The following is a 23,308-nucleotide window of genomic DNA, read 5'->3' as shown; positions in this document are numbered from 1 at the left end:
TTTCATGTATGTTGCCGTCAAAGGGGGCGAGGCAGCCATCGCCAATGCCCATCGCCTGCTTGCCGATCGCCGCCGCGGCGATCGCTCCCTGCCTGCGATCGGCATCGAGCAGATCGTGGCGCAGCTCTCGCTCGCGGTCGACCGCGTCATGGCAGAGGCCTCACTCTACGACCGGTCGCTTGCTGCCCTTGCAGTCCGCCAGTCCCGCGGCGACATGATCGAGGCGATCTTCCTGCTGCGCGCCTATCGCACGACGCTGCCACGCTTCGGCTACTCCCGCCCCCTCGACACCGGCGTGATGCGGATCGAGCGGCGCGTGTCGGCCACCTACAAGGATCTCCCCGGTGGCCAGCTTCTCGGACCGACCTTCGACTATACGCATCGCCTGCTCGATCCTTCGCTCCTCAGCGACCAGCCAGTCGACGAGCCCGCCCACCGGCCCTCGGAGGAAGGTCCCGTGATGCGCGTTTCCGAGATCCTTGCGCAGGAAGGGCTCATCGAGGCCGACGGAGAACTCCCCGAGGACCATGAGACCGGCGACCTGACGCGCGAGCCGATGGAATTTCCGATGACCCGCGACCTTCGCCTGCAGGCGCTCGCCCGCGGCGACGAGGGCTTCCTCCTGGCGCTCGGCTATTCCACGCAGCGCGGCTATGGCCGCAACCATCCCTTTACGGGCGAGATCCGCATCGGCGAAGTCTCCGTCGAAATCGACGTTCCCGAACTCGGCTTTGCCGTCTCGCTCGGCGAGATACAGGTCACGGAATGCCAGATGGTCAACCAGTTCAAGGGTTCGGCCAAGGCGCCGCCGCAGTTCACCCGCGGCTATGGCCTGGTCTTCGGCCAGAGCGAGCGCAAGGCGATGGCGATGTCGCTGGTCGACCGGGCGCTACGCGCCGAGGAGCTGGGCGAGGACATCACGGCGCCTGCCCAGGACGAGGAATTCGTCATTTCCCATTCCGATAACGTGCAGGCGACCGGCTTCGTCGAGCATCTGAAATTGCCGCACTACGTCGATTTCCAGGCCGAACTCGATCTGGTTCGCCGCATGCGCAGCGAATTCGAAGCCGCCCGAAACGGCGGACAGGACGGCATCAGGGAGGCCGCGGAATGACGCGATCAATCTCCGCCGCCGTCACCACCTCCACCGTCGCCGGCATCGCACGCGCTGTCGCCGTCGCCAAAGCCGGCGTCAACGCCGCTTTCAGAGGCTGCGCCCTTTTTCTTCGGCTTGAGGAGGAAGGGAATGACAACGAAGCAGGCCGTCGCGGCCAGGACCACAAGCAATCCGTCCGAAGCCTCGGCTTCCATGGCAGCCTCCCTCCTGTCCGGCTCCTGCAATCACAGGTTAATCCAAGATGACCGACCTCGCCACCTACAACTTCGCCTACCTCGATGAGCAGACGAAGCGGATGATCCGCCGTGCCATCCTGAAGGCGATCGCCATCCCCGGCTACCAGGTGCCCTTCGCCTCCCGTGAAATGCCGATGCCCTATGGCTGGGGCACCGGCGGTGTCCAGGTGACGGCCGCCATCATCGGCCCGGAAGACGTGCTCAAGGTCATCGACCAGGGCGCCGACGACACCACCAATGCCGTCTCCATCCGCGCCTTCTTCCAGAAGGTGGCGAACGTCGCCGTGACCACGCACACCAAGGATGCGACGATCATCCAGACGCGCCACCGCATTCCCGAGGAAAAGCTGGGTGAAGGCCAGGTGTTGGTCTACCAGGTGCCGATCCCCGAACCGCTGCGCTTCCTGGAGCCGCGCGAGACCGAGACCCGCAAGATGCACGCGCTCGAGGAATACGGCCTCATGCACGTGAAGCTTTACGAGGACATCGCCCACAACGGCCGCATCTCCACGACCTATGGCTACCCGGTGAAGGTCGCCGGCCGCTATGTCATGGACCCGTCGCCGACGCCGAAGTTCGACAATCCGAAGATGCACAGGTCGGATGCGCTGCAGCTTTTCGGCGCCGGCCGGGAAAAACGCATCTATGCCGTGCCGCCCCATACCGACGTCGTCAGCCTCGACTTCGAGGACCATCCCTTCGAGATCCAGCGCTTCGGCAAACCCTGCGCGATGTGCGGGGCCGAGGAGGTCTATCTCGACGAGGTGATCCTCGACGACAAGGGCGCCCGCATGTTCGTTTGCTCCGATACGGATTATTGCGAAGACCGCCGGGCCCACGGGCATTCCGGCGCAATGCTCGCCCCCAGCCAGGAGGCCGCGGAATGAACGACAAACCACTCCTCAAGGTCAATGACGTCTCCAAGTTCTACGGCAACCGCATCGGCTGCCGGAACGTCTCCTTCGATCTCTGGCCGGGCGAAGTGCTCGCCATCGTCGGCGAATCCGGCTCCGGCAAGACGACGCTGCTCAATTGCATCTCGACACGGCTGATGCCGACCACCGGCAGCGTCGAATACCACATGCGCGACGGCGGCTACCGCGACCTCTACCACATGAACGAGGCCGAACGCCGGTTCCTGATGCGCACGGACTGGGGCTTCGTGCACCAGAACCCTGCCGACGGGTTGCGCATGACGGTCTCGGCCGGCGCCAATGTCGGCGAGCGGTTGATGGCGATCGGCGATCGGCACTACGGCAACATCCGCTCGACCGCCGTCGACTGGCTGACCCGCGTCGAGATCGACACCGGCCGCATCGATGACCAGCCCCGCGCCTTTTCCGGCGGCATGCGCCAGCGCCTCCAGATCGCCCGCAATCTGGTGACCGGTCCGCGTCTGGTCTTCATGGACGAGCCGACCGGCGGCCTCGATGTCTCGGTGCAGGCACGCCTCCTCGATCTCGTGCGCGGCCTCGTTCACGACCTCGGCCTTGCCGCGATCATCGTCACCCACGATCTCGCCGTGGCCCGGCTCCTCTCCCACCGCATGATGGTGATGAAGGACGGCTACGTCATCGAGCAGGGCCTCACGGACCGCGTGCTCGACGATCCGCACGAACCCTACACGCAGCTGCTGGTCTCCTCGATCCTGCAGGTCTGAGACTTTATCGATAGGAAGAATAGCACCATGGCAACGCCTCTCGTCGTCTCCGAAGTCTTCAAGAGCTTCACCATGCACCTGCGCGACGGTCTCCGCCTGCCGGTTGTGGCCGACGTCTCCTTCTCGGTCGCCTCCGGCGAATGTGTCGTCCTCGGCGGTCCCTCGGGCATCGGAAAGAGCTCTCTGCTCAAGATGACCTATGGCAACTACGCGGTCGATTCCGGACAGATCCTCGTGCAGCACAAGGGCCGCATCGTCGATCTCGCCTCCGCCGATCCCCGCACCGTGCTCGATGTCCGGCGCGAGACCATGGGCTATGTCAGCCAGTTCCTGCGCACCGTGCCGCGCGTCGCCGCGATCGACGTGGTCGCCGAGCCGCTTCTCGCACGAGGCACGCCGGCCAATGAAGCCCGCGAAAGGGCAGCCGAACTGCTCTCGGGCCTCAACCTTCCCCGGGAACTCTGGTCGCTGCCACCCGCAACGTTCTCCGGCGGCGAGCAGCAGCGCGTCAACATCGCCCGCGGTTTCATCACCGACCATGCGATCCTTCTCCTCGACGAGCCGACCGCGTCCCTCGACGCGACGAACCGTGCCGTCGTCGTCGAGATGATCGCGGCGAAGAAGAAGGCGGGTGTCGCCCTTCTCGGCATCTTCCACGACGAGGAAGTGCGCGAGGCGGTCGCCTCCCGCATCCTGGACGTCTCCAGATTCTCCCCGCGGCGCGCACCCGCCCCGGTTGAGGCGTAGCGGCCAGCACCTTTTAGCTTCACGACCGATCCCGCCTTCGGGCGCCTCCCCCTCGAACCATTGCAGGGAACCCTTTCGCATGAGCAAGAACCTGGGCCTGGAGCCCCTCATCCACCCGACCGCCACGGTGAATAATACGAGCCTCGGCCGCTATACCGAGGTCGCCGAACGCTGCCGCATCGACGAGGTCGAATTCGGCGACTACTCCTACATCATGCAGGACGGGTCGATCTGGTGCGCCACGATCGGCAAGTTCGTCAACATCGCAGCCTCTGTCCGCATCAACGCCACGAACCATCCGACATGGCGGGCGACACTGCACCATTTCACCTATCGCGCCGCCAACTACTGGCCGGACGCCGACATGGAGACCGACTTCTTCGCCTGGCGCCGCGACCACCGCGTCGTTATCGGCAACGACGTCTGGATCGGCCATGGCACGACGATCCTGCCCGGAGTGACGGTCGGCAACGGTGCTGTCATCGGCGCCGGAGCGGTGGTCTCCAAGGACGTCGCCCCCTACACCATCGTCGGCGGCGTACCGGCAAAGCTCATCCGCGAGCGCTTTCCGAAGGACATCGGCGAGCGCATGGATCGGCTCGGATGGTGGGACTGGGATCATGACCGGCTGCGCGAGGCGCTGCAGGATTTTCGCGCGCTTTCGGCCGCGGATTTCCTCGACCGCTACAGTGCCTGAGCGCCACGCGGCAATGCACTCAATTGTGACAGCAGTTACACAAATCTGACATCGAAGGTTCATCCAGCGGGACTAATGGCAATCTCGCGTCTGGATAAAACTGTGAAAGAGAAGGCATGATGCTCGCGCTCAGGAATGTCACCCGCCGCTTCGGAAACAAGCTTGCAGTCGATTCGGTGACGTTGGACATTCCGCAGGGCCAGATGGTCGGCGTCATCGGTCGTTCGGGCGCTGGAAAGTCCACGCTGCTTCGCATGATCAACCGCCTCGCGGAGCCGACCTCCGGCTCCATCCAGTTCGCGGGCGTCGAGGTTTCTGCCCTGCGCGGACAGGCGCTGCGCGACTGGCAGCGCGACTGCGCGATGATCTTCCAGCAATTCAATCTCGTCGGCCGCCTGGATGTGCTTACAAATGTCATGCTCGGCCGGCTGAACCATCGCCCGACCATGCTGAGCCTGCTCAACATCTTCAGCCACGAGGAACGCATCCATGCGATCGCGGCGCTCGAACGCCTCGGCATCGAGCAGACGGCAATGCAGATGGCTGGCACGCTTTCAGGTGGACAGCAGCAGCGCGTGGCGATTGCTCGCGCCCTGATGCAGAAGCCGAAGATGGTGCTGGCCGACGAGCCGATCGCCTCGCTCGATCCGCTCAACGCCAAGATCGTGATGGACGCACTGCGCGACATCAACGAGTGCGAGGGGATCACCGTCATCACCAACCTGCACACGCTGGATACGGCGCGCAACTACTGCGAACGCATCGTCGGCATGGCTGCGGGGCGCGTGGTCTTCGACGGCAAGCCGTCCGAGCTGACGGCTCCCGCAGTCACGGCGATCTACGGTACGGACAAGGATGGCGCCGGCATCGACGAGACCGTGACCTCGACCAGCATCAACATTCCCGCGCATGCCGCGGCAACCCAATCTGCCACGGTACAGCCGCTGGCACTGGCCGGTCTCTGATCGGGACGGCCCGGATCGAAGGCCCGCGTCAAGGGCAATCAGCTTCTTAGCAGGAAGACACCCGGGGACACCGGTAAATCAGGAGAGAACCCATGTTGAAGAAAGCCCTTTTTGCAGCCACAGCGCTTCTGGCGCTCGCTGGCGCCGCTGCCGCTGAAGACCTCAAGGAATTCCGCGTCGGCATCCTCGGCGGCGAGAACGAAGCTGACCGCCTGCGCAACTACGCCTGCCTGGCCGATCACCTCAAGAAGGAATTCGGCTTCGAGAAGGTTTCGCTGTTCCCGGCCGCCGACTATGACGGCGTCATCCAGGGCCTTCTCGGCGGCACGCTCGATTTCGCAGAGCTCGGCGCTTCCGGCTACGCCGCGACCTACATCAAGGACCCCAAGGCCGTAACGCCGATCCTGACGACGCAGCAGGAAGACGGTTCGACCGGCTACTACTCGATCGGCCTCGCGCTGAAGTCCTCCGGCATCAAGTCGATCAAGGACGCCAAGGGCAAGACGCTCGGTTATGCCGACCCGGACTCCACGTCCGGCTACCTGATCCCGCTCACGCAGATCCCGAACGATACGGGCATGCCGAACGACCAGTACTTCTCCAAGACGCAGTTCAACGGCGGCCACGAGAACAACCTGCTCGCCGCCTATGACGGCAAGGTCGACATCGCCGTGGACGATTCCTCGGGCATCGGCGATTTCATGGACGGCTTCACCTCCGGCACGTTCCACAAGGCCGTTGCCAAGGGCACTGTCGACCCGAACAAGCTCGTCGAAGTCTGGCGTTCGCCGCTGATCCCGAACGGCCCGCTGGTCGTTCGCACCGCGCTCGGCGAAGACTGGAACAAGAAGCTGGCTGACTTCTTCACGGCCCTGCCGGAGAAGGACGCACAGTGCTTCAGCGCCATCGAAGGCGGCGACTACAAGGGCTACGTTCCGGTGAAGCCGGAATTCTACCAGGCCATCATCGACGCCCGCAAGGCGGCGATCGGCGGCTAGTACCGTTCGTTTTCATGCAGGGCGGCCGGCAACGGCCGCCCTGTTGCTTTGACCGCGGAGCTACCGATGACAATTGCCGAAACGCAGCCGCATATTCAGCCGCACAGTGCCGAGGTCGCAAAGGCCTGGGACAGGATGGTCGCGCGCCGGCGTTTCTACACGTTGCTCGGGCTTGCCATACTCGTCGTCGCCTTTGTCAGCTCGGTCCGGTTCGCCGACGAGAGCAATGCCGGCCATTTTTTCGAGCGCCTGCCGCACCTCTTCGATTTCGTGAGCTGGCTCATCCCGAAGGAGTGGAGCGACGTCTGGCGCGCGCTCTTCGACATCGCCAGCCCCAATGCCGGAGGCGGCGAGGAGTTCAACTTCGCGGAGGGCCGCGTCTATATCTGGGGCGGTTTCTACATCCCGGAATATTTCGAGCTGATGATCGTGACGATCAACATCGCGATCCTTTCGACCATCATCGGCTTTGTCTTCGCGGCCCCTCTCAGCTTTCTTGCGGCGCGCAATCTCTCGCCTTCCAATCCGCTGCGCATTGTCGTCAAGCGCTTCATGGAATTCCTTCGCGCCTTTCCGGAGATCGTCATCGCCGGGCTGTTCTCGGCGGTTCTGTCGATTGGGCCCGTGGCCGCCATCATCGCGGTCAGCCTCCATACGATCGGCGCGCTCGGCAAGCTCTTCTACGAAGTGGTTGAAAACATCGACATGAAGCCCGTGGAGGGCATCAAGTCCGTCGGCGCCAGCTGGACCGAGCGCGTCCGCTTCGCAGCGCTGCCGCAGGTCATGCCGAATTTCATGTCCTACGCCCTTCTGCGGCTCGAGATCAACGTGCGCGCTTCCACCATCATCGGCGCCGTCGGCGGCGGCGGCATCGGCGAGGAACTCAAGCTCTCGATCTCGCGCGGCTTCGGGGCCAAGACGCTGGCGCTCGTTCTCCTGCTCTTCATCACCGTCGTCGCCGTCGACCAGTTCTCTGCCTGGATCCGGCGCAGGCTTGTCGGCGAACACGCCTTCCTTTTGCAGCATTGAGGTTGCCATGACGGTCATCGACGCACGCCGCATGCAAGAAATCGAAGCCCGCTATCCGGACTATTTCCGGCGGTCATTCACGCGACGCTTCGGCGGGCTCATGATCGCGATCGGCACGCTCCTCTACTGCATGTACGCAGTCTGGTTCTTCGATCTGCCGAGGCTTGTCGCCGAAGCGCGCTGGGAGCGTGTCGGTCTCTACCTTGTCCAATGGGTGAGCTACGACGTGCAGCCGGAATTCCGCGTCTCGGGCGACGCAATCACGGTCAAATATCCACGCTTCTCGCCGCTTGGCGACAACCCGCATCCGGACTGGATCGTGAACCGCCCCGACGGCAGCGTCGCCGTCTCCGTCAGCGGCAGCAGCCGCACGATCGAGATCAGCAAGAGCGAGGTGCTGCTGACGGCACACGGAATGACCGTCCCCGTCGATATCTCTGGCGACACGCCAAAGGTCGAGGGCGCCGTGCCTGCCTGGATGACTGTCTACGACGACAATGTCATAGCCAATATGGGCATTTCTGGCGAGGTCAGCATCGCGGCGCATCGTATTAAGATCCGCAAGAAGTTCTTCGGCTGGCCGAACTTCATCTTCGATACCCGCTCGCCCTTCTTCGACAAGCCGGCCGGCGATGTCATCAGCATGATCGTGTCGGGCCCGCGCATCGAGCCGGACCAATCCAATCTCTCGCTGGCTTTCGACAATATCTGGAACAATAGCGCCTGGCAGCATGGCGACGTCTGGACCAAACTCTTTCAGACCATCGTGATGGCGTTCCTCGGCACGCTGCTCGGTGCGCTCGCCGCCTTCCCGCTGGCCTTCATCGCTGCGCGCAACATCACGCCGAACCGCTTCTTCAATCAGCTCCTGAAACGCTTCTTCGATTTCCTGCGTTCGGTCGACATGCTGATCTGGGCCCTCTTCCTCACCCGCGCCTTCGGCCCCGGTCCGCTGGCAGGCTCGGGCGCGATTTTTCTCACGGAGACAGGTACGCTCGGCAAGCTCTATTCCGAAGGCCTTGAAAACATCGACAACAAGCCGCGCGAGGGCATCAAGTCCACCGGCGCGTCTCCGATCCTCGTGCACCGCTTCGGCATCATGCCGCAACTCGTGCCTGTCATCGTCAGCCAGACGCTCTACCAGTGGGAATCGAACGTGCGCGGTGCGACGATCATCGGCGCGGTCGGAGCGGGCGGCATCGGCCTCAAACTCTGGGAGGCGATGCGTACCAATTCGAACTGGCAGAACGTCGCCTACATGGTCGTCCTGATCCTCATCGTCGTCTTCCTGTTTGACATGGCATCGAATGCGCTGCGCCACCGGCTGATGGGAACGAACTCGCGCTGAGAAAAAACCCGGCGGCGCCACAGTCGCTTCATCATTCTGTCACGGAAATCTTTTAGCCGAAGCCTGCTTGCGGCTTGCCGCCAAATCACCGCACATTGCGCTCCCTGTCCGGAAGATTTCCAAGGATTTTCAGCCTTGCGCTACGCTCTCTATTTCACGCCGCCGAAGGACGATCCTTTGACCGGGCTGGCGGCCCGGTGGCTTGGCCGAGACGCCTTCACCGGCAGCGCCTTTGCCGTGCCGGAGCATGACGGCCTCTCCGTGGGCGACCAGTTCGAGCTGACGGCTGATCCGCGGCGCTACGGCTTTCATGCGACGCTGAAAGCGCCTTTCGCACTCGCCGCCTCTGTGCGCGAGCGCGATCTCCTGGAGGTTGCGGAGGATTTTGCTGCGCGCACGCATGCTTTCGAGATTCCCGAATTGGTGCTCGGCCGCATCGGCCGGTTCTTCGCGCTTGTTCCCGGCTCGCTGCACCAGCCGCTGCAGGATTTTTCCGCAAGCGTGGTCAAGGCCTTCGAGCCCTTCCGCGCCGCGCTTTCCGAAGCCGACGTCGCGCGGCGCAAGCCTGAAAGGCTGACGGAACGCGAGCGCGCCAACCTGATGCGCTGGGGATATCCCTATGTCATGGACGAATTCCGTTTTCACATGACCCTGACCGGGCAGGTTCCGCCCGAGCATTCGGATGCTATGAATGCTATTCTGACCGAGCGCTTCGCGGCCCATACCGGGCGGCCGCTTGCCATCTCCGGGCTCGCCGTCTTCGTCGAGGAGACGCGCGGAGGCCCCTTTACCGTTCATTCCTGGCTGCCGCTTGCCGGCGCCCAAAGCTGAAAGACCTGACATGACGAAGGAAACCGTCTTCTCCAACGCCCGCATCGTCCTCGAAGACGACGTGATCTCCGGCAGCGTCCTCATTCGCGACGGCAGGATTGCGGATGTCTCCGAGGGACATTCGACTGTCGGCGAGGATTTCGAAGGCGACTACCTGATCCCGGGCCTGGTAGAGCTGCATACGGACCATCTGGAGGGTCACTACCAGCCGCGTCCCGGCATCCGCTGGGACAAGACGGCCGCCATCCAGGCCCATGACGCCCAGATCGTTACCTCGGGCATCACCACCGTCTTCGACTGCCTGCGGATGGGTGCCGACGAGGACGGCGGCTTCGAGCATGGCGAGATGCGCGACATGGCAGACGCCATCGAGGCCGCCGAGAAGCAGGGCCGCCTGCGCGCCGAGCACCTGCTGCATCTTCGCTGCGAGGTCTCAGCCGACAACGTGCTGCAGCACTTCGCCGACTTCGAGAACGACACGCATGTCCGCCTCGTCTCCCTGATGGACCACGCTCCCGGCCAGCGCCAGTTCCAGACCATGGAGAAGTACGTCTACTATTACCAGAAGAAGCGCGGCCTCTCTGACGAGGTCTTCGCCCGTTTCGTCGAAAAGCGGCTCGAGGAATCGGCCCGCAACTCCACGCCGCATCGCAATGCGATCGCCGAGGTCTGCGCCGCGCGCGGCATTACCGTCGCGAGCCACGACGACGCGACGCTGGCGCATGTGGACGAGGCAATCGGCAACGGCGTACGGCTTGCTGAATTCCCGACCAGCGTCGAGGCTGCAAGAGCCTCCCACCGCGCCGGCATGAGCGTCCTGATGGGTGCGCCGAACATCGTGCGCGGCGTTTCCCATTCGGGCAACATCGCCGCCCGCGAGCTTGCCGAGATTGATGTCCTCGACGTGCTTTCGTCGGACTACGTACCGCTCAGCCTCCTGCACGCGCCGTTCATCCTTGCCGACGAGATCGAATCCATTTCGCTCCCGAAGGCGATCGCCATGGTAACGGCGACGCCCGCGCGCACCGTCAGCCTCGACGATCGCGGCCGCATCGCGACTGGCCTGAGGGCCGATCTCGTGCGCGTCCATCGCGATCACGGCGTGCCGGTGACGCGTTCGGTCTGGCGCGAAGGACGCCGGGTGGCATGACGAGCACGGCCCAAAGCCAGCCCGAGCGGCAGGATGCCGTCGGCGTCATGGTGGTCGTCGTCGGCCCGTCCGGCGCCGGCAAGGACACTCTGATGTCGCTCGCGGCACGCCATTTTGACGGCCGCCCCGATGTTCACTTCGTCCGCCGCTTCATTACCCGGGACGGCGAGGCCGGCGGCGAGGAACATATCGGCGTTTCCGACGCCGGATTCACGGCGATGGAACAGGCAGGCGCCTTCGTCGTCTGGTGGGAGGCCCATGGCCTCAGATACGGCATTCCGGCGGAGGTCTCCGTCGCGCTGTCGCGCGGCGATCTCGTGATCGCCAATGGCTCGCGTTCTGCCCTGCATCATTTCCAGGCCGCTTTCCCACGCCTGAAGGTGATCAATGTGACGGCCCGCCCCGAGGTGCTCGCCAAGCGTCTCGAAGCGCGTGGCCGCGAGACGCACGAGGACATCATGGCGCGCCTGGCACGCGGTCCCCTGACCGTGAGGGGCGACTACGACGTAATCGATATCGACAACAGCGGCTCCCTCGAAGAGGCCGAACACAAGATCATCGAGGTGCTGGACAGCTTCCTCGGCAGGACCGATTAGCCGGCTACGGAGATTACATGGCCATCGTCGTCGTTCCCTACGATCCCGAATGGCCGCAACTTTTCGAACGCATCGTCGAGGAACTCAGGCCGTTGCTGTCAGACCTCTCGCCGGTCTTCCATCATGTCGGCAGCACCTCGGTGCCGGGGCTATCGGCCAAGCCGAAGATCGACCTTCACGCGGTCTTTGCGGGCGATGATTTGCTCGGCCCTGCGGTCGACCGGGTGAAAAGCCTCCAGGCCTATACCTTCCACGGCGACAAGTACGGCCAGCAGACCTTTACCTTCACCAGCGGCAGGGGCTCCTATGGCGCGCGGCTCTATCTCTGTACTGCAGACAACGCCGTGCTCAGGGACCGGATCGCCTTTCGCGACTATCTCAGAACACATCCCGAGCGGGCGGAGGCCTATGCGGCCCTCAAGCTCCGGCTGATGCGCGAGGCCAATGGCGACTGGGACACCTATACCGGCGGCAAGACGGACTTCGTCCGCGAGACTGTTGAGCTGGCCCTGTCGGCGCACCAGGGCGCCCCTTAGTCCTCCGTCCGACCCGAGACGATCTCGCGCTTTCCGACATGGTTTGCGGGACCGACCAGCCCTTCCTTCTCCATGCGCTCGACGAGCGAGGCGGCGCGGTTGTAACCGATGCCGAGCCGCCGCTGGATATAGGAGGTCGAGCACTTCTTGTCGCGCATGACCACCTTGACGGCCTTCTCGTAGAGGTCGTCGCCATCTTCCGCGCCCATGGCGCTCTTGTCGAAGACGGCGCCGCCTTCCTCGGCCTCTTCGTCCTCGTCCTCGTCGGCGGTGACGGTTTCGAGGTATTCCGGGCGCCCCTGCGTCTTCAGGTGCGCAACGACCTTCTCGACCTCGTGGTCGGAGACAAAGGGACCGTGAACGCGGGCGATGCGGCCGCCGCCCTGCATGTGCAGCATGTCGCCCTGGCCGAGGAGCTGCTCGGCTCCCTGTTCGCCCAGGATGGTGCGGCTGTCGATCTTCGAGGTCACCTGAAACGAGATGCGCGTCGGGAAGTTTGCCTTGATCGTGCCGGTGATGACATCGACCGAGGGGCGCTGCGTCGCCATGATCAGGTGGATGCCTGCGGCACGCGCCATCTGGGCGAGGCGCTGGATCGCGCCCTCGATCTCCTTGCCGGCGACCATCATCAGGTCGGCCATCTCGTCGACGATGACGACGATATAGGGCATCGGCGTCAGGTCCAGCTCCTGGCTTTCCTCGATCGGAATGCCGGTGCCCTTCTCGAAGCCGGTCTGCACCATCACATGGATCGTTTCGCCCTTCTCACGGGCAATGGCGACACGGGAATTGTAGCCGTCGATGTTGCGCACGCCGAGCCGCGACATCTTCCTGTAGCGGTCCTCCATCTCGCGCACCGCCCATTTCAGGGCCATCACCGCCTTCTTGGGATCGGTGACAACAGGCGTCAGCAGGTGCGGAATGCCGTCATAGACGGAAAGCTCCAGCATCTTGGGATCGACCATGATGAGTCGGCACTCCTCCGGCGTCAGCCGGTAGAGCAGCGACAAGATCATCGTGTTGATCGCCACCGACTTGCCCGAGCCGGTGGTGCCGGCGACGAGCAGATGCGGCATCTTCGCAAGCTCGGCGATGACAGGCTCGCCGCCGATCGTCTTGCCCAGGCCGAGCGCCAGCTTGTAGCTGCTCTTGGCGAAATCTCCCGATTCGATCATCTCGCGGAAATAGACGGTCTCGCGCGTCGCATTCGGCAGTTCGATGCCGATGACGTTGCGGCCGGGCACGACGGCGACGCGTGCGGAAAGCGCCGACATCGAGCGGGCGATGTCATCGGCAAGACCGATGACGCGCGAGGATTTGACGCCCGGAGCCGGTTCGAATTCATAGAGCGTCACGACCGGGCCGGGCCGGACATGGATGATCTCGCCCTTGACCCCGAAATCCTCGAGAACGCTTTCGAGAAGCCCTGCGTTCTGCTCCAGCGTCTCCTGCGACATGATCTCGCCCAGTCGCTCGACAGGCTCCTGCAGGAGTTCGCGCGGCGGGAATTCATACTCCGGCACCACGCGCTGAGGCGGGGCGACGCGCTGCACGGACTGGCGCGGCAAGGCGATGTCACGGCGCAACTGTTCCTGCTGCTGGCGTACCGCCGGCTCCGGTGGGGTTGCCTGCTCGCTCTTTTCGACCTCGAGGATGGCCGGCGGCAGCTCGACGACCGCGGGCTTCGCCTGAACCGGCGTTGAAGCGGCGGCACCCGGATCGCGTGCGACTGGAGCTGCGACAGGCTGAACCGGCATCGCGACGTTCTGGGATGGGCGGGCCTGCGCGCGGCACTCGACGATGCGGAAACGCGAGGCGATCGAGTCCGGCGCTATCTCGACACTGGGTCTCACGACGACCTGCTCGCGCCGCTGCGACACCGCTGGAAGCGGCTTTACCACCATAGACGGCTGCGGAGCTGTCTCGACTGTTCCGACATCGAGGGAGGCGCCTTCCCAGAAGGCAAAATCCGAGAGCCCGGCAAACGGTGATGTGTTGGACGTGGTGATTGGCATGTGAACTCTCGGCAAGGTTTCAGTCGGCAACGGCTGCGGCATGACGGCGACGGGCGGCGCGACCTCTGTCTTCGGTTGCGCCCTCTTCACGATGAGCCTGCGATCGTCGCTGCGGGGAGCGGGACGCGCGAGCGGGGCCTGCGCATCCATACGGCGGGCATCAAACGGGCCTTTGGCCGCCGCCTGCTGCGTATTGGTGGGCGGTGAAGTCACTGCGACCTGGGCAACAGTCGGCTCAACGTTCGACTTCGGTGAAACACTATCCTGATGCACCGAACCGGCCGCGGCTGCATCCGCCGCATCATGGTCGGCGCCCCGGCGCATTGCGATCTGGCTTTGCGGCGTGCGCGTAAAGCGGACATTCGGCGCCAGTGCGAAGGCGCGCTGCCAGGCGGGGGCGGCCGGATCGGCGAAGGGGTCTAGGAGCGGTTCCCCGTTGCCCGTCAGGGGGCGATCGGGCTCGAAGCCCTCGGGAAGGTCCGCTGAGTCGGTGTTGAAGTTGGTTCTTGGAAAACGCATGGGGCCGCCCGCATCTCGATCATGAAATTGGCTACCCCACTCGATTAGGAAAGGAAGGTTAATAAGTTCCTTCCGAACGCCCCATCACGGCACAAAGGCTGGCGCTGTGGCGCGACGCACACGCAGCGCCGCGCAACCAAAGATCCGTTATCATGCAGCGAACGCCACCAGCTTCTCCTTGTCACTCAAACGCACGAGAGACCCGTCCAGATCGGTGACTGCGCATAACAGTAGGAGATGCTGCTCGCGGTTTTCCGTTATTTTTCGGACGCGCTGTCATGTCATCGTCGTACACGGCCCTTACCGACGACGCGAACACTTCCGCTCACCCTAGGGCGTCGCATGAGATTGAAGAATCCAAAGATCGCCGTCATCGGTGCCGGTATACTCGGTTCTGCCATCACCTATAGCCTTGCCATTCGCGGCGCGGATGTGCTGCTGTTCGATGAATATCCCGAGCCGGGTTCTGGTGTCACCGGCCGCGCCTTTGGTTGGGTCAACGTCATCAATGGCACACCGACCCATTCCAGCTACACGCTCTGGCGCGAGGCTATTGCCGAGTATCAGCATCTAGAAGCCGCCCTTCCCGAAGCCCTGTCCGGCGCCCGCTCTGGTTCACTGGTATGGAGAGCGACGCCAGAAGAAACCGAGCAACTCGCCGATCTTCATGAGCGAGCGGGCGACGACGTCCAGTTGTTGAAACGGAGCGTCGTTTCCGAATGGGAACCGCGTCTACGCCGGGCGCCGGAATGCGCGGTCTTTTCACGCAATGATCTCGCTCTCGACCCGGCACGACTGGCCGGCAGCTACGTCGCAGCCGCCCTTGCAGCGGGTGCCTCGGTCCGGTTCAACGAAAAGGTCACCTCCATCGAAACCGCGAATGGTCGGGTAACCGGCATCCGGGTTTCGGACGGTATCGTCAACGCCGACATCGTTGTGATGGCTGCCGGAAGCGCCATTAATGCGCTTGCAGCGGAGATCGGTATCCACACTGGCGTTGAGACCTCGCCAGCGTTGTTACTCCGCTATAACTGTAGCTTGCCTGTCGTTAACCGCATTCTACGTGGTCCGCGTCTCGAAATTCGCCAGGCTGGTGATAACACGCTTCTTGTTGCGAAGTCCTATGTCGAGAACGGCGTAGAGAACGGTCCGCAGGCGATCGGACTGCGGACGTTGGCAGTGATGAGGGAGGAATTGGATTTGCCCGACAGCGTGACGCTTGCAAGTGCTGCTGTCGGAAAGCGCCCAGTCTTTGCCGACGGCCTGCCGCGACTCGGGTTCTTGCCACACGTCGACGGTCTCTACGTTGCGGTTGGTCATCCCGGTGTCATCCTGGCACCGCTGATCGGGCGCCTTGCCACAGAGGAAATTCTTGACGAACGCCGGAGCGACCTTATACCGGCTCCCAAGTGAGTCGCCTTGTGAGGGGCGGCTGCGCCTACCTCCCGGTCTTCACGCGCTTGAGACCTTGGCTTCATCGACTTCGGGTATGAGGTGAACGCTGGCATAAGCCAGTTTGGTGGCATTCGCTTCGCAATAGAGCAAAAATCAGTGCGCTTCGTCCCAGTTTGTCGCCGCACGTGCATCGACCTTGAGCGGCACGCGCATGTCGAGCGCGGGCATCGCGGCATTTTCCATCACGGAGACGATGATCGGCATCGCCACCTCGACGTCGGCATCCTCGACTTCGAAGATGAGTTCGTCATGGACCTGCAGCAGCATGCGCACGCGCTCGGCTAGGCCCGCCTTTTCCAGCGCCGGCTCCATCTTCACCATGGCGCGGCGAATAATGTCTGCCGCCGAGCCCTGGATCGGCGCGTTGATCGCCGCGCGCTCGTTGAAGGCCCGCACCGAAGGGTTCGACGAGCGGATTTCCGGATAGTTGATTCGCCGTCCGAAGATCGTCTCGACGAAACCCTTGTCGCGCGCCATCTGCTTGCGGCTGTCCATATAGTCGCGGATGCCGGGGAACCGTTCGAAATATTTCTTGATGTAGTCACCGGCCTCGGAACGCTCGATCGACAGCTGGTTGGCGAGTCCGAAGGCCGAAATGCCGTAGATGATCCCGAAGTTGATTGCCTTGGCGCGGCGGCGCACCTCGCTCGGCATGCCTTCGACAGGCACGCCGAACATTTCCGAGGCCGTCATCGCGTGGATGTCGACGCCGTCGGCAAAGGCCTGCGTGAGCTGCGGAATATCGGCGACATGGGCAAGCACCCGCAGCTCGATCTGGCTGTAGTCGGCCGAGATCAGCTTGTGGCCGGGCGTCGAGATGAAGGCGGTACGGATCTTGCGCCCTTCCGCCGTGCGCACCGGAATGTTCTGCAGGTTGGGTTCCGAAGAGGAGAGCCGGCCGGTCGAGGTCGATGCCAGCGAATAGGAGGTGTGGACGCGCTTTGTTTCCGGATGCACATAACCCGGCAGCGCGTCCGTATAGGTCGATTTCAGCTTGGTCAGCTGGCGCCAGTCGACGATCTTGCGCGGCAGCTCGAAGCCCGCGGCGGCGAGATCCTCCAGCACGCTTGCCGAGGTCGACCACTGCCCGGTCTTCGTCTTGCTGCCGCCGGCAAGGCCCATCTTGCCGAAGAGGATGTCGCCAAGCTGCTTCGGCGAGCCGATGTTGAAGCGCTCGCCGGCGAGCGTATAGATCTCGTCCTCCAGCCGTGCCGCGCCCTGCGCCAGCTCACCGGAAAGCCGCGACAGGATCTGGCGGTCGACAGTGATGCCGCGTTCCTCCATCCGCGCCAGAACCGGCACGAGTGGGCGTTCGAGCCGCTCATAGACCGATGTGAGGCCCGCCGCGGCCAACCGCGGCTTCAGCATCATCCAGAGCCTCAGCGTCACGTCGGCATCTTCTGCCGCATAGGTCGTTGCCCTGGCGATGTCGACGAGGTCGAACGTCACGTTGGCCTTGCCGCTGCCTGCGACCTCCTTGTAGGAGATCGGCGTGTGGCCGAGCCACTTCTGCGACAGCCCGTCCATGCCGTGGCCGTTGTTTGCGCCGCCGTCAAGCACGTAGGACATCAGCATCGTGTCGTCGAAGCTCTTCGCCTCGATGCCGTAGCGCTTCATCAGCAGGTAGTCGTATTTGAGGTTCTGCGCGGTCTTCAGGATCGCTGGATCCTCCAGCAGATCCTTCAGCCGCGGCAGGGCGTCGCGCATCGCGATCTGCCCCTCGGCGAGCCCACCGCCGAGCAGGTCGCCGACGCCGGTCTTGTGGCCGAGCGGCACGTAGGCGGCACGGATCAGCGTTCCTCTCGGATCGCGCGTGTTGTCGGCAATCGCCAGCGAGAAGCCGACGAGCTCCGCCTGCATTGCATCGAGCGAGGTCGTTTCCGTATCGAAGGCGACGAGGCCGGTCTCGCGGGCGTCGGCAATCCACTGGTCCAGCGTCGCGACGTCGCGAATGGTCGTATAACCTGCGATGTCGACCGGCGCAGAGGCGAAGAGCTCCGCCCGCGACTTGGCGAGATCGGCCGGCGCGGCCGCTTCCGTACCGGCGCGGAACTTGGCCTTTGGCGGCACGGCAACCGACGGACCCTGCACTTCGGCCGTGGCTCCGGCGACCAGGGGCTCGCCCTCTCCGACGTCGAGGTCCGGACCGTGGGCGGCAGCACCCCATTCAACCTTGACGACGGCCGCGTCGATCGCGCCGGCATCGCACTCGCAGGCTTCCGCCACACGCCGCGTCAGCGTGTTGAATTCCATGGCCTTGAGGAAAGCGATCAGCTTCGGGCCGTCTTGCCTTTCGAGCATCAGCGCCTCGAGCCCGAGTTCCAGCGGCACATCGGTACGCAGCCGTACGAGCTCGCGCGAAAGCCTTGCCATGTCGGCATTGGCGATGATCGTCTCGCGGCGTTTTTGCTGCTTGATCTCTTCGGCGCGGGAAAGCAGCGTGTCGAGATCGCCATATTCCTCGAGCAACTGGGCGGCCGTCTTCGGTCCGATGCCCGGGATGCCCGGCACGTTGTCGACCGAATCGCCGGTCATCGCCTGCAGGTCGATCATCTTTTCGGGCGGCACGCCCCATTTCTCGACGACGTCGGGAATGCCGATCTGCTTGTCCTTCATGCTGTCATACATGTGGACGGTCGGCGAGACGAGCTGCATCAGATCCTTGTCGGAGGAGACGATCGTCACGTCGGCGCCGATTGCCTCGGCCTGGCGGGCATAGGTGGCGATGATGTCGTCGGCCTCGAAGCCCTCGGTCTCGATGCATGGCAGGTTGAAGGCGCGCGTCGCCTGGCGGATCAGGCCGAATTGCGGGATCAGTTCCTCGGGAGGTGCGGAACGGTTCGCCTTGTAGGCGTCGTATAGGTCCTTGCGGAAGGTCTTCGACGAGTAGTCGAAGATGACGGCGAGATGCGTCGGCGTGTCCCCAACGGAGGTGTCGCGCGCATCGGTCAAAAGCTTCCACAGCATGTTGCAAAAACCCGCGACGGCCCCGACCGGCAGGCCGTCGGATTTGCGCGTCAGCGGCGGAAGCGCATGGAAGGCCCGGAAGATGAAACCGGAGCCGTCAACGAGGAAGAGGTGATCGCCTTTTTTCATGGTGGCATGGATAGCGTGCAGGCCCGCGAACGTCTATATAAAGTTCCAGCAGCGCTCCCCGGAGCCGGCATTTTCGCTTTCACCGAAACGTTACCAAATTGTAACGCGCCGGATTTGCACCTTCCCTTGAAAAACCACATTTGAAACCACAAATCATAGTCACCGGCGTTGATCGCGCCGCGGGTCTGAAGCCGGCCTGTCCCCCGCCTGCTCAGACTTGGACAAAGGCCTTATCCCCCTCTCCGGGCCTTTGTCCCCATTTTTAAGCCGCCATGGTCCACCTCCAGGCCATGGCGGTTTTGTTTTTTCACGGCTTCTTGACTTGCCTCTCCTGCCCTGCCGAAGCTCTATAGGCAGCGATGGATCGCCTGCGATTTACTTGTTGTGCGATCCCGGGTTTGGTCCTATTTCTAAAAACCATGGGATACAGTCGGATGGAGTCAGCGGCCTACCTCGCCGGCCAATTGGCGAAAGGTTTTTCCCGTTCGTTGCAGCAGCGCGCGGCAGGTCTCGGCTTTTCTCCCGGCCAGTTCCCCGTCCTCCTCGAACTCTGGGCCGAAGACGGCCTTACCCAGAAGCAGCTCCTCGAGCGGGTGGATATCGAGCAGGCCACCATGGCCAACACGCTCTCGCGCATGGCAAGGGATGGTCTCGTCGAACGCCGGGCCCATCCTTCCGACAAGCGGGCCCAGCTTGTTTTCCTCACCGAAAAGGCGACCGCAATGAAGGGCGATGCCGTGCGCGCCGCAATGCAGGCCGACCAGGATCTTTTTGACGGCTTCCGCAGCTTTGAACGTCAACTGCTGCTGGAATACATGCGACGCATTATTGAAAACGCCAAGAGGCCCTGACAAGCGGCCACCGCGACCAAGATTTTTCCCCTCCCGCGCCTCGAAACCACAGAAGCTTTCGTCTATGGTCCGCGCCCAAAATCATGAAGGAGTCGAAGATGACTGACTTAACGCCGGTGCTCGAGCGCGCGGACAAGAACCTGCCCTCCAGCCTGGACAACCTGTTCGAGCTCTTGCGGATCAAGTCCATCTCCACCGACAAGGACTACAAGGCGGACTGCCGCAAGGCAGCCGAATGGCTGGCCGCCTATCTGAAGACCGTCGGCTTCGACGCATCGGTCCGCGATACGCCCGGCCATCCCATGGTCGTCGCCCATCACGAGGCTGCGACGCCCGGCGCCCCGCATGTCCTTTTCTACGGTCACTACGACGTCCAGCCGGTCGACCCGATCGAACTCTGGGAGAACGATCCCTTCGCTCCTTCGATCAAGGATGTCGGCGACGGCCGCAAGATCCTGACCGGCCGCGGCACTTCGGACGATAAGGGCCAGCTCATGACCTTCGTCGAGGCCTGCCGCGCCTACAACGAAATCCACGGCGGCCTGCCCGTAAAGATCACCATCCTCTTCGAAGGCGAGGAGGAGTCCGGCTCACCCTCGTTGAAGCCCTTCCTCGAGGCCAATGCCGCCGAGCTCAAGGCCGACTACGCGCTCGTCTGCGACACGACGATGTGGGACGCCGAGACGCCGGCCATCGCCGCCTCGCTGCGCGGGATGGTCGCGGAGGAGATCGTGATCAGCGCCGCCGATCGCGACCTGCATTCGGGCTTCTTCGGCGGGGCTGCTGCGAACCCGATCCACATCCTTGCGGATGTGGTTGCCGGACTGCATGACGAAACCGGCCGCGTGACGCTCGAAGGCTTCTACGAAGGCGTCGAGGAGACGCCCGCCAACATCAAGGCTTCCTGGGACAATCTCGGCAGCACGGCCGAGAATTTCCTGGGCGAGGTCGGCCTCTCCATCCCTTCGGGCGAACGCGGGCGCTCCGTGCTGGAGCTGACCTGGGCGCGGCCGACTGCGGAAGTGAACGGCATCTGGGGCGGCTACACCGGCCCTGGCTTCAAGACAGTCATCGCGGCGATTGCTTCGGCGAAGATCTCCTTCCGGCTCGTCGGCCATCAGGATCCGGCTGCCGTTCGCGAGAGTTTCCGCGCCTACGTGCGCTCGAAGATCCCGGCCGACTGCTCCGTCGAGTTCCACGCGCATGGCGGCTCGCCGGCGATCCAGCTTTCCTATGATTCGCCGGTGCTGACGAAAGCGAAGAACGCGCTTTCCGACGAATGGCCGAAGCCTGCGATCGTCATCGGCATGGGCGGCTCGATCCCGATCGTCGGCGATTTCCAGAGAATGCTGGGGATGGAATCACTCCTCGTCGGCTTCGGACTTGCCGACGACCGGATCCATTCGCCCAACGAGAAGTACGAGTACAACTCCTATCACAAGGGGATCCGTTCCTGGATCCGCATCCTTGCCGCGCTCGCCGCCTAGGAAATTGAAAAGGGCGCGTCGCACAAGCGGCACGCCCCCGATAAACAAAAAGGCCGGAGAACGTCCGGCCTTTCGTCGTCTGCTTCCGCGCCATGCCAGTACATCCGTGGTCACGTGCAAAGCAGAGATTGCAGCCAGACTGATGGGGAAAGGTTAACCCTTCGTTAACAGCGCTCCCCGGTCAACCCTGGAACGGCAGCACCGCTTTGTGGCGCGCCAGCTTCCATTGCTGCAGAATTCGTTATTGGTGGATATCGGTGGCCGCCGGGGCGATTTCAAGAGCCCGGAGGAAATTCTTCCGTTCAAGCTGCGTTCAGGTAGGCTCCGCTACAACCCATTGAAAGAACGGAGAAATAGGAGCGCCGCTGTCAAAGCGTCGCAGCCGCTCCATGTACCTTTTGCAAGGCGGTACTCCATCCGTGGAGAAACCGCCATGTGGCGGGCGCCACATCAGATCTAGGGAGTGAAGACATGAAATACGCATATGCAGCGGCGGTCGCAGCGACCATGCTGGTGCTTGCACCGGCAATCGCCGAAGCGGCGGCCGGCTATTCGACGGCCAACGTCAACATGCGGTCCGGGCCAAGCACGCAATACCCTGCCGTCACCGTCATCCCTGCCGGACAATCGGTCGAAATCCACGGCTGCCTCGCCGACACACCCTGGTGCGACGTGTCGTTCTATGGCGGACGTGGCTGGGTGGCCGGGCGCTACGTGCAGTCCGCCTATCAGCAGCGCCGGGTCTATGTCGAGCCGCAGTACTACCGCCCGCTCGGCATTCCGGTCGTCACCTTCAGCGTCGGCAACTATTGGGATCGCTACTATCGCGGCCAGGATTTCTACCGCGATCGCGACCGGTGGGACCGTGACTACTATCGCCGTCCTGGCTATGACCGCCGGCCGGATTACGATCGCAGGCCGGACTACGATCGCCGACCCGACTACGGCCGCCGCCCGGATAATGATCCGCGCGACGCGCCGAGGGGATATCGGCAGCCGGATCCCCGCCCCGAGACCAGCAATCGGCCGGCCCGCAACGAACGGCCCCCGCGCCGACAGCCGGACCCCGTCCAGCTTGGCCGGGAGCCTTGCCCTCCGGCAAGGCCCACTTGCAACGATTGATGATCTGAATTCCGTGACCGGGCGGCCCCACGCCGCCCGGCATCCACCGGCGATACCGTCCCCTCGCCTAATCCTCAGCGCCAGCGCGGCGCGCGCTGGGCATTGTTCATCAATTCACACTCGGTCGCGAATGGCCCGAAAAGCTTCAGCAACCGGGCTTCCTCCTCCTTGTCGAGGCGGAAACGGCGCGCAAATTCGCTGACGTCCCAGACCTTTCGCGTCCCCTCCATCTCGACCTTAGGCGTCTCTACGTGCTCGCTCATTTACGCTCCTCCTCCATGCACTCCTATCACAGCTCATACTTTAGTAGAAGGCTCTAACATTGAGGTTAGGTAAACAAACTGGCCGGACACCGGGTTCCTTGTGCCAACGCACGAGAGCAAACACGCAAAGCCACGAGCTTCCCGCGGCCTTGTCTTGTGAGAGGAAGAGCTCGTGTCGCCGCCGCGCGGGTACCTATTCCGGATCCGCGAGCTCGGCCGCGGCGAAGGCCTTTCGGGCCGCGACCCGGTCGGCCTCAAGCATGTATTTCGCGAAGGAGTGGAAATCCTCGCTGTCGAAGCACATCATGACATGGCCCGATCCGCCGTCCTCGGTTGCGATCTCGAAGGTCAGCTTTATGCCACCGTTTGGGCCGTGGAAATGCGATTGTTCATAGCTGCTGATGAATACTTTGCCCTGGTGCTCCAGGGTCGCCTCCGATGCGGTGATCCCGCCGCGCCAGACTTCAGACCTTTCGAGAGGATACATGCTGCCTCCATCGCTAAACCCTGCCGGAATTCAACCGCCTATGCCGGCGCAAGGCAAGGGTTATTAGGCAATCGGAATAAGAAAACGCCGTGTCGGCGGCCGG

22 protein-coding genes are annotated in these 23,308 nt (G+C 63.3%); 17 read left to right on the top strand and 5 right to left on the bottom strand.

Features of this window, described 5'->3' with window-relative positions; all coding sequences use genetic code 11:
• Nucleotides 1-4 precede the first annotated feature (4 nt).
• A complete protein-coding gene (locus tag EV286_RS13950; protein WP_132957745.1) occupies nucleotides 5-1,114 on the top strand; it encodes a carbon-phosphorus lyase complex subunit PhnI in 1,110 nt (369 codons plus the stop codon).
• A gap of 5 nt (nucleotides 1,115-1,119) precedes the next feature.
• On the opposite strand, the gene EV286_RS13945 is transcribed toward EV286_RS13950, so the two are convergent.
• Complete coding sequence (locus EV286_RS13945) at nucleotides 1,120-1,311, bottom strand: hypothetical protein (protein ID WP_132957744.1); 192 nt, start codon at nucleotides 1,309-1,311, stop codon at nucleotides 1,120-1,122.
• Nucleotides 1,312-1,358: 47 nt separating this feature from the next.
• On the opposite strand from EV286_RS13945, the gene EV286_RS13940 reads away from it, so the two are divergent.
• The 12 genes from EV286_RS13940 (at nucleotide 1,359) to EV286_RS13885 (ending at nucleotide 11,910) form a co-directional block, all read left to right on the top strand.
• The gene (locus EV286_RS13940) at nucleotides 1,359-2,240 is read left to right on the top strand and encodes an alpha-D-ribose 1-methylphosphonate 5-phosphate C-P-lyase PhnJ (protein ID WP_132957743.1); all 882 of its coding nucleotides are present in this window, start codon (nucleotides 1,359-1,361) and stop codon (nucleotides 2,238-2,240) included.
• A complete protein-coding gene (phnK, locus tag EV286_RS13935) occupies nucleotides 2,237-3,013 on the top strand; it encodes a phosphonate C-P lyase system protein PhnK (protein ID WP_132957742.1) in 777 nt (258 codons plus the stop codon). The genes EV286_RS13940 and phnK overlap by 4 nt, the downstream gene beginning before the upstream one ends.
• A gap of 27 nt (nucleotides 3,014-3,040) precedes the next feature.
• Nucleotides 3,041-3,760 (top strand): phosphonate C-P lyase system protein PhnL, encoded by a 720-nt coding sequence (phnL, locus tag EV286_RS13930; RefSeq protein WP_132957741.1) that lies wholly within the window; start codon nucleotides 3,041-3,043, stop codon nucleotides 3,758-3,760.
• A gap of 79 nt (nucleotides 3,761-3,839) precedes the next feature.
• Nucleotides 3,840-4,457: a DapH/DapD/GlmU-related protein gene (locus tag EV286_RS13925; protein ID WP_132957740.1), complete on the top strand. Its 618-nt coding sequence runs from the start codon at nucleotides 3,840-3,842 to the stop codon at nucleotides 4,455-4,457.
• Nucleotides 4,458-4,576: 119 nt separating this feature from the next.
• The gene (phnC, locus tag EV286_RS13920) at nucleotides 4,577-5,422 is read left to right on the top strand and encodes a phosphonate ABC transporter ATP-binding protein (RefSeq protein WP_207909840.1); all 846 of its coding nucleotides are present in this window, start codon (nucleotides 4,577-4,579) and stop codon (nucleotides 5,420-5,422) included.
• A gap of 92 nt (nucleotides 5,423-5,514) precedes the next feature.
• Complete coding sequence (gene phnD / locus EV286_RS13915) at nucleotides 5,515-6,420, top strand: phosphonate ABC transporter substrate-binding protein (protein ID WP_132957738.1); 906 nt, start codon at nucleotides 5,515-5,517, stop codon at nucleotides 6,418-6,420.
• A gap of 66 nt (nucleotides 6,421-6,486) precedes the next feature.
• Nucleotides 6,487-7,449: a phosphonate ABC transporter, permease protein PhnE gene (phnE, locus tag EV286_RS13910; RefSeq protein WP_132957737.1), complete on the top strand. Its 963-nt coding sequence runs from the start codon at nucleotides 6,487-6,489 to the stop codon at nucleotides 7,447-7,449.
• A gap of 7 nt (nucleotides 7,450-7,456) precedes the next feature.
• Nucleotides 7,457-8,797 carry a phosphonate ABC transporter, permease protein PhnE gene (phnE, locus tag EV286_RS13905; protein WP_132957736.1) on the top strand — a complete coding sequence of 447 codons (1,341 nt, stop codon included), beginning with the start codon at nucleotides 7,457-7,459 and terminating at the stop codon, nucleotides 8,795-8,797.
• A 135-nt stretch (nucleotides 8,798-8,932) separates the two neighbouring features.
• Entirely contained in the window at nucleotides 8,933-9,628 is a 696-nt protein-coding gene (locus EV286_RS13900; protein WP_132957735.1) for a DUF1045 domain-containing protein, read from the top strand.
• A gap of 10 nt (nucleotides 9,629-9,638) precedes the next feature.
• Complete coding sequence (locus EV286_RS13895; protein WP_132957734.1) at nucleotides 9,639-10,778, top strand: alpha-D-ribose 1-methylphosphonate 5-triphosphate diphosphatase; 1,140 nt, start codon at nucleotides 9,639-9,641, stop codon at nucleotides 10,776-10,778.
• Nucleotides 10,775-11,374, top strand: coding sequence for a phosphonate metabolism protein/1,5-bisphosphokinase (PRPP-forming) PhnN (phnN, locus tag EV286_RS13890; protein WP_132957733.1), 600 nt, complete (start codon nucleotides 10,775-10,777; stop codon nucleotides 11,372-11,374). Before EV286_RS13895 ends, phnN begins: the two co-directional genes overlap by 4 nt.
• 17 nt (nucleotides 11,375-11,391) lie before the next feature.
• Nucleotides 11,392-11,910, top strand: coding sequence for a GrpB family protein (locus EV286_RS13885; RefSeq protein ID WP_132957732.1), 519 nt, complete (start codon nucleotides 11,392-11,394; stop codon nucleotides 11,908-11,910).
• Here the strand turns inward: EV286_RS13885 and EV286_RS13880 are convergent.
• A complete protein-coding gene (locus EV286_RS13880; RefSeq protein WP_132957731.1) occupies nucleotides 11,907-14,444 on the bottom strand; it encodes a DNA translocase FtsK in 2,538 nt (845 codons plus the stop codon). The two genes, EV286_RS13885 and EV286_RS13880, sit on opposite strands and share 4 nt — an antisense overlap.
• 237 nt (nucleotides 14,445-14,681) lie before the next feature.
• Between EV286_RS13880 and EV286_RS13875 the strand changes: the two genes are divergently transcribed.
• The gene (locus EV286_RS13875) at nucleotides 14,682-15,857 is read left to right on the top strand and encodes an FAD-dependent oxidoreductase (protein WP_132957730.1); all 1,176 of its coding nucleotides are present in this window, start codon (nucleotides 14,682-14,684) and stop codon (nucleotides 15,855-15,857) included.
• Between the two features lie 135 nt (nucleotides 15,858-15,992).
• Here the strand turns inward: EV286_RS13875 and polA are convergent, their stop codons facing one another.
• A complete protein-coding gene (polA, locus tag EV286_RS13870) occupies nucleotides 15,993-18,995 on the bottom strand; it encodes a DNA polymerase I (RefSeq protein ID WP_132957729.1) in 3,003 nt (1,000 codons plus the stop codon).
• 434 nt (nucleotides 18,996-19,429) lie between these two features.
• Here polA and EV286_RS13865 point away from each other — a divergent pair, with 434 nt between their 5' ends.
• The 3 genes from EV286_RS13865 (at nucleotide 19,430) to EV286_RS13855 (ending at nucleotide 22,455) form a co-directional block, all read left to right on the top strand.
• The gene (locus tag EV286_RS13865) at nucleotides 19,430-19,846 is read left to right on the top strand and encodes a MarR family transcriptional regulator (protein WP_132957728.1); all 417 of its coding nucleotides are present in this window, start codon (nucleotides 19,430-19,432) and stop codon (nucleotides 19,844-19,846) included.
• A gap of 98 nt (nucleotides 19,847-19,944) precedes the next feature.
• On the top strand, nucleotides 19,945-21,333 hold the full coding sequence (locus EV286_RS13860) for a M20/M25/M40 family metallo-hydrolase (protein WP_132957727.1): 1,389 nt from the start codon (nucleotides 19,945-19,947) through the stop codon (nucleotides 21,331-21,333).
• 471 nt (nucleotides 21,334-21,804) lie between these two features.
• Nucleotides 21,805-22,455 (top strand): SH3 domain-containing protein, encoded by a 651-nt coding sequence (locus tag EV286_RS13855; RefSeq protein WP_132957726.1) that lies wholly within the window; start codon nucleotides 21,805-21,807, stop codon nucleotides 22,453-22,455.
• 74 nt (nucleotides 22,456-22,529) lie between these two features.
• On the opposite strand, the gene EV286_RS13850 is transcribed toward EV286_RS13855, so the two are convergent.
• Together EV286_RS13850 and EV286_RS13845 are read right to left on the bottom strand one after the other, a co-directional pair.
• On the bottom strand, nucleotides 22,530-22,718 hold the full coding sequence (locus EV286_RS13850) for a hypothetical protein (RefSeq protein WP_132957725.1): 189 nt from the start codon (nucleotides 22,716-22,718) through the stop codon (nucleotides 22,530-22,532).
• Nucleotides 22,719-22,911: 193 nt separating this feature from the next.
• A complete protein-coding gene (locus EV286_RS13845) occupies nucleotides 22,912-23,205 on the bottom strand; it encodes a hypothetical protein (protein WP_132957724.1) in 294 nt (97 codons plus the stop codon).
• Nucleotides 23,206-23,308: the final 103 nt, after the last annotated feature.

The organism is Rhizobium sp. BK251, from assembly GCF_004345245.1.
Classification (GTDB): domain Bacteria; phylum Pseudomonadota; class Alphaproteobacteria; order Rhizobiales; family Rhizobiaceae; genus Rhizobium.
Note: the sequence above shows the minus strand (reverse complement) of the source record. Positions and strands in the feature narration are given on the sequence as shown.

Excerpts from the sequence above, each read along its gene's own strand:
- EV286_RS13940 (WP_132957743.1), top strand. The coding sequence starts at position 1,359 with ATGACCGACCTCGCCACCTACAACTTCGCCTACCTCGATGAGCAGACG.
- polA (WP_132957729.1), bottom strand. The coding sequence starts at position 18,995 with ATGAAAAAAGGCGATCACCTCTTCCTCGTTGACGGCTCCGGTTTCATC.
- EV286_RS13895 (WP_132957734.1), top strand. The coding sequence starts at position 9,639 with ATGACGAAGGAAACCGTCTTCTCCAACGCCCGCATCGTCCTCGAAGAC.
- EV286_RS13855 (WP_132957726.1), top strand. The coding sequence starts at position 21,805 with ATGAAATACGCATATGCAGCGGCGGTCGCAGCGACCATGCTGGTGCTT.
- phnN (WP_132957733.1), top strand. The coding sequence starts at position 10,775 with ATGACGAGCACGGCCCAAAGCCAGCCCGAGCGGCAGGATGCCGTCGGC.
- EV286_RS13925 (WP_132957740.1), top strand. The coding sequence starts at position 3,840 with ATGAGCAAGAACCTGGGCCTGGAGCCCCTCATCCACCCGACCGCCACG.
- phnE (WP_132957737.1), top strand. The coding sequence starts at position 6,487 with ATGACAATTGCCGAAACGCAGCCGCATATTCAGCCGCACAGTGCCGAG.
- phnC (WP_207909840.1), top strand. The coding sequence starts at position 4,577 with ATGCTCGCGCTCAGGAATGTCACCCGCCGCTTCGGAAACAAGCTTGCA.
- EV286_RS13850 (WP_132957725.1), bottom strand. The coding sequence starts at position 22,718 with ATGAGCGAGCACGTAGAGACGCCTAAGGTCGAGATGGAGGGGACGCGA.
- EV286_RS13860 (WP_132957727.1), top strand. The coding sequence starts at position 19,945 with ATGACTGACTTAACGCCGGTGCTCGAGCGCGCGGACAAGAACCTGCCC.
- phnD (WP_132957738.1), top strand. The coding sequence starts at position 5,515 with ATGTTGAAGAAAGCCCTTTTTGCAGCCACAGCGCTTCTGGCGCTCGCT.
- EV286_RS13875 (WP_132957730.1), top strand. The coding sequence starts at position 14,682 with ATGCTGCTCGCGGTTTTCCGTTATTTTTCGGACGCGCTGTCATGTCAT.
- EV286_RS13880 (WP_132957731.1), bottom strand. The coding sequence starts at position 14,444 with ATGCGTTTTCCAAGAACCAACTTCAACACCGACTCAGCGGACCTTCCC.
- EV286_RS13885 (WP_132957732.1), top strand. The coding sequence starts at position 11,392 with ATGGCCATCGTCGTCGTTCCCTACGATCCCGAATGGCCGCAACTTTTC.
- EV286_RS13845 (WP_132957724.1), bottom strand. The coding sequence starts at position 23,205 with ATGTATCCTCTCGAAAGGTCTGAAGTCTGGCGCGGCGGGATCACCGCA.
- EV286_RS13945 (WP_132957744.1), bottom strand. The coding sequence starts at position 1,311 with ATGGAAGCCGAGGCTTCGGACGGATTGCTTGTGGTCCTGGCCGCGACG.
- phnK (WP_132957742.1), top strand. The coding sequence starts at position 2,237 with ATGAACGACAAACCACTCCTCAAGGTCAATGACGTCTCCAAGTTCTAC.
- phnE (WP_132957736.1), top strand. The coding sequence starts at position 7,457 with ATGACGGTCATCGACGCACGCCGCATGCAAGAAATCGAAGCCCGCTAT.
- EV286_RS13865 (WP_132957728.1), top strand. The coding sequence starts at position 19,430 with ATGGAGTCAGCGGCCTACCTCGCCGGCCAATTGGCGAAAGGTTTTTCC.
- EV286_RS13950 (WP_132957745.1), top strand. The coding sequence starts at position 5 with ATGTATGTTGCCGTCAAAGGGGGCGAGGCAGCCATCGCCAATGCCCAT.
- phnL (WP_132957741.1), top strand. The coding sequence starts at position 3,041 with ATGGCAACGCCTCTCGTCGTCTCCGAAGTCTTCAAGAGCTTCACCATG.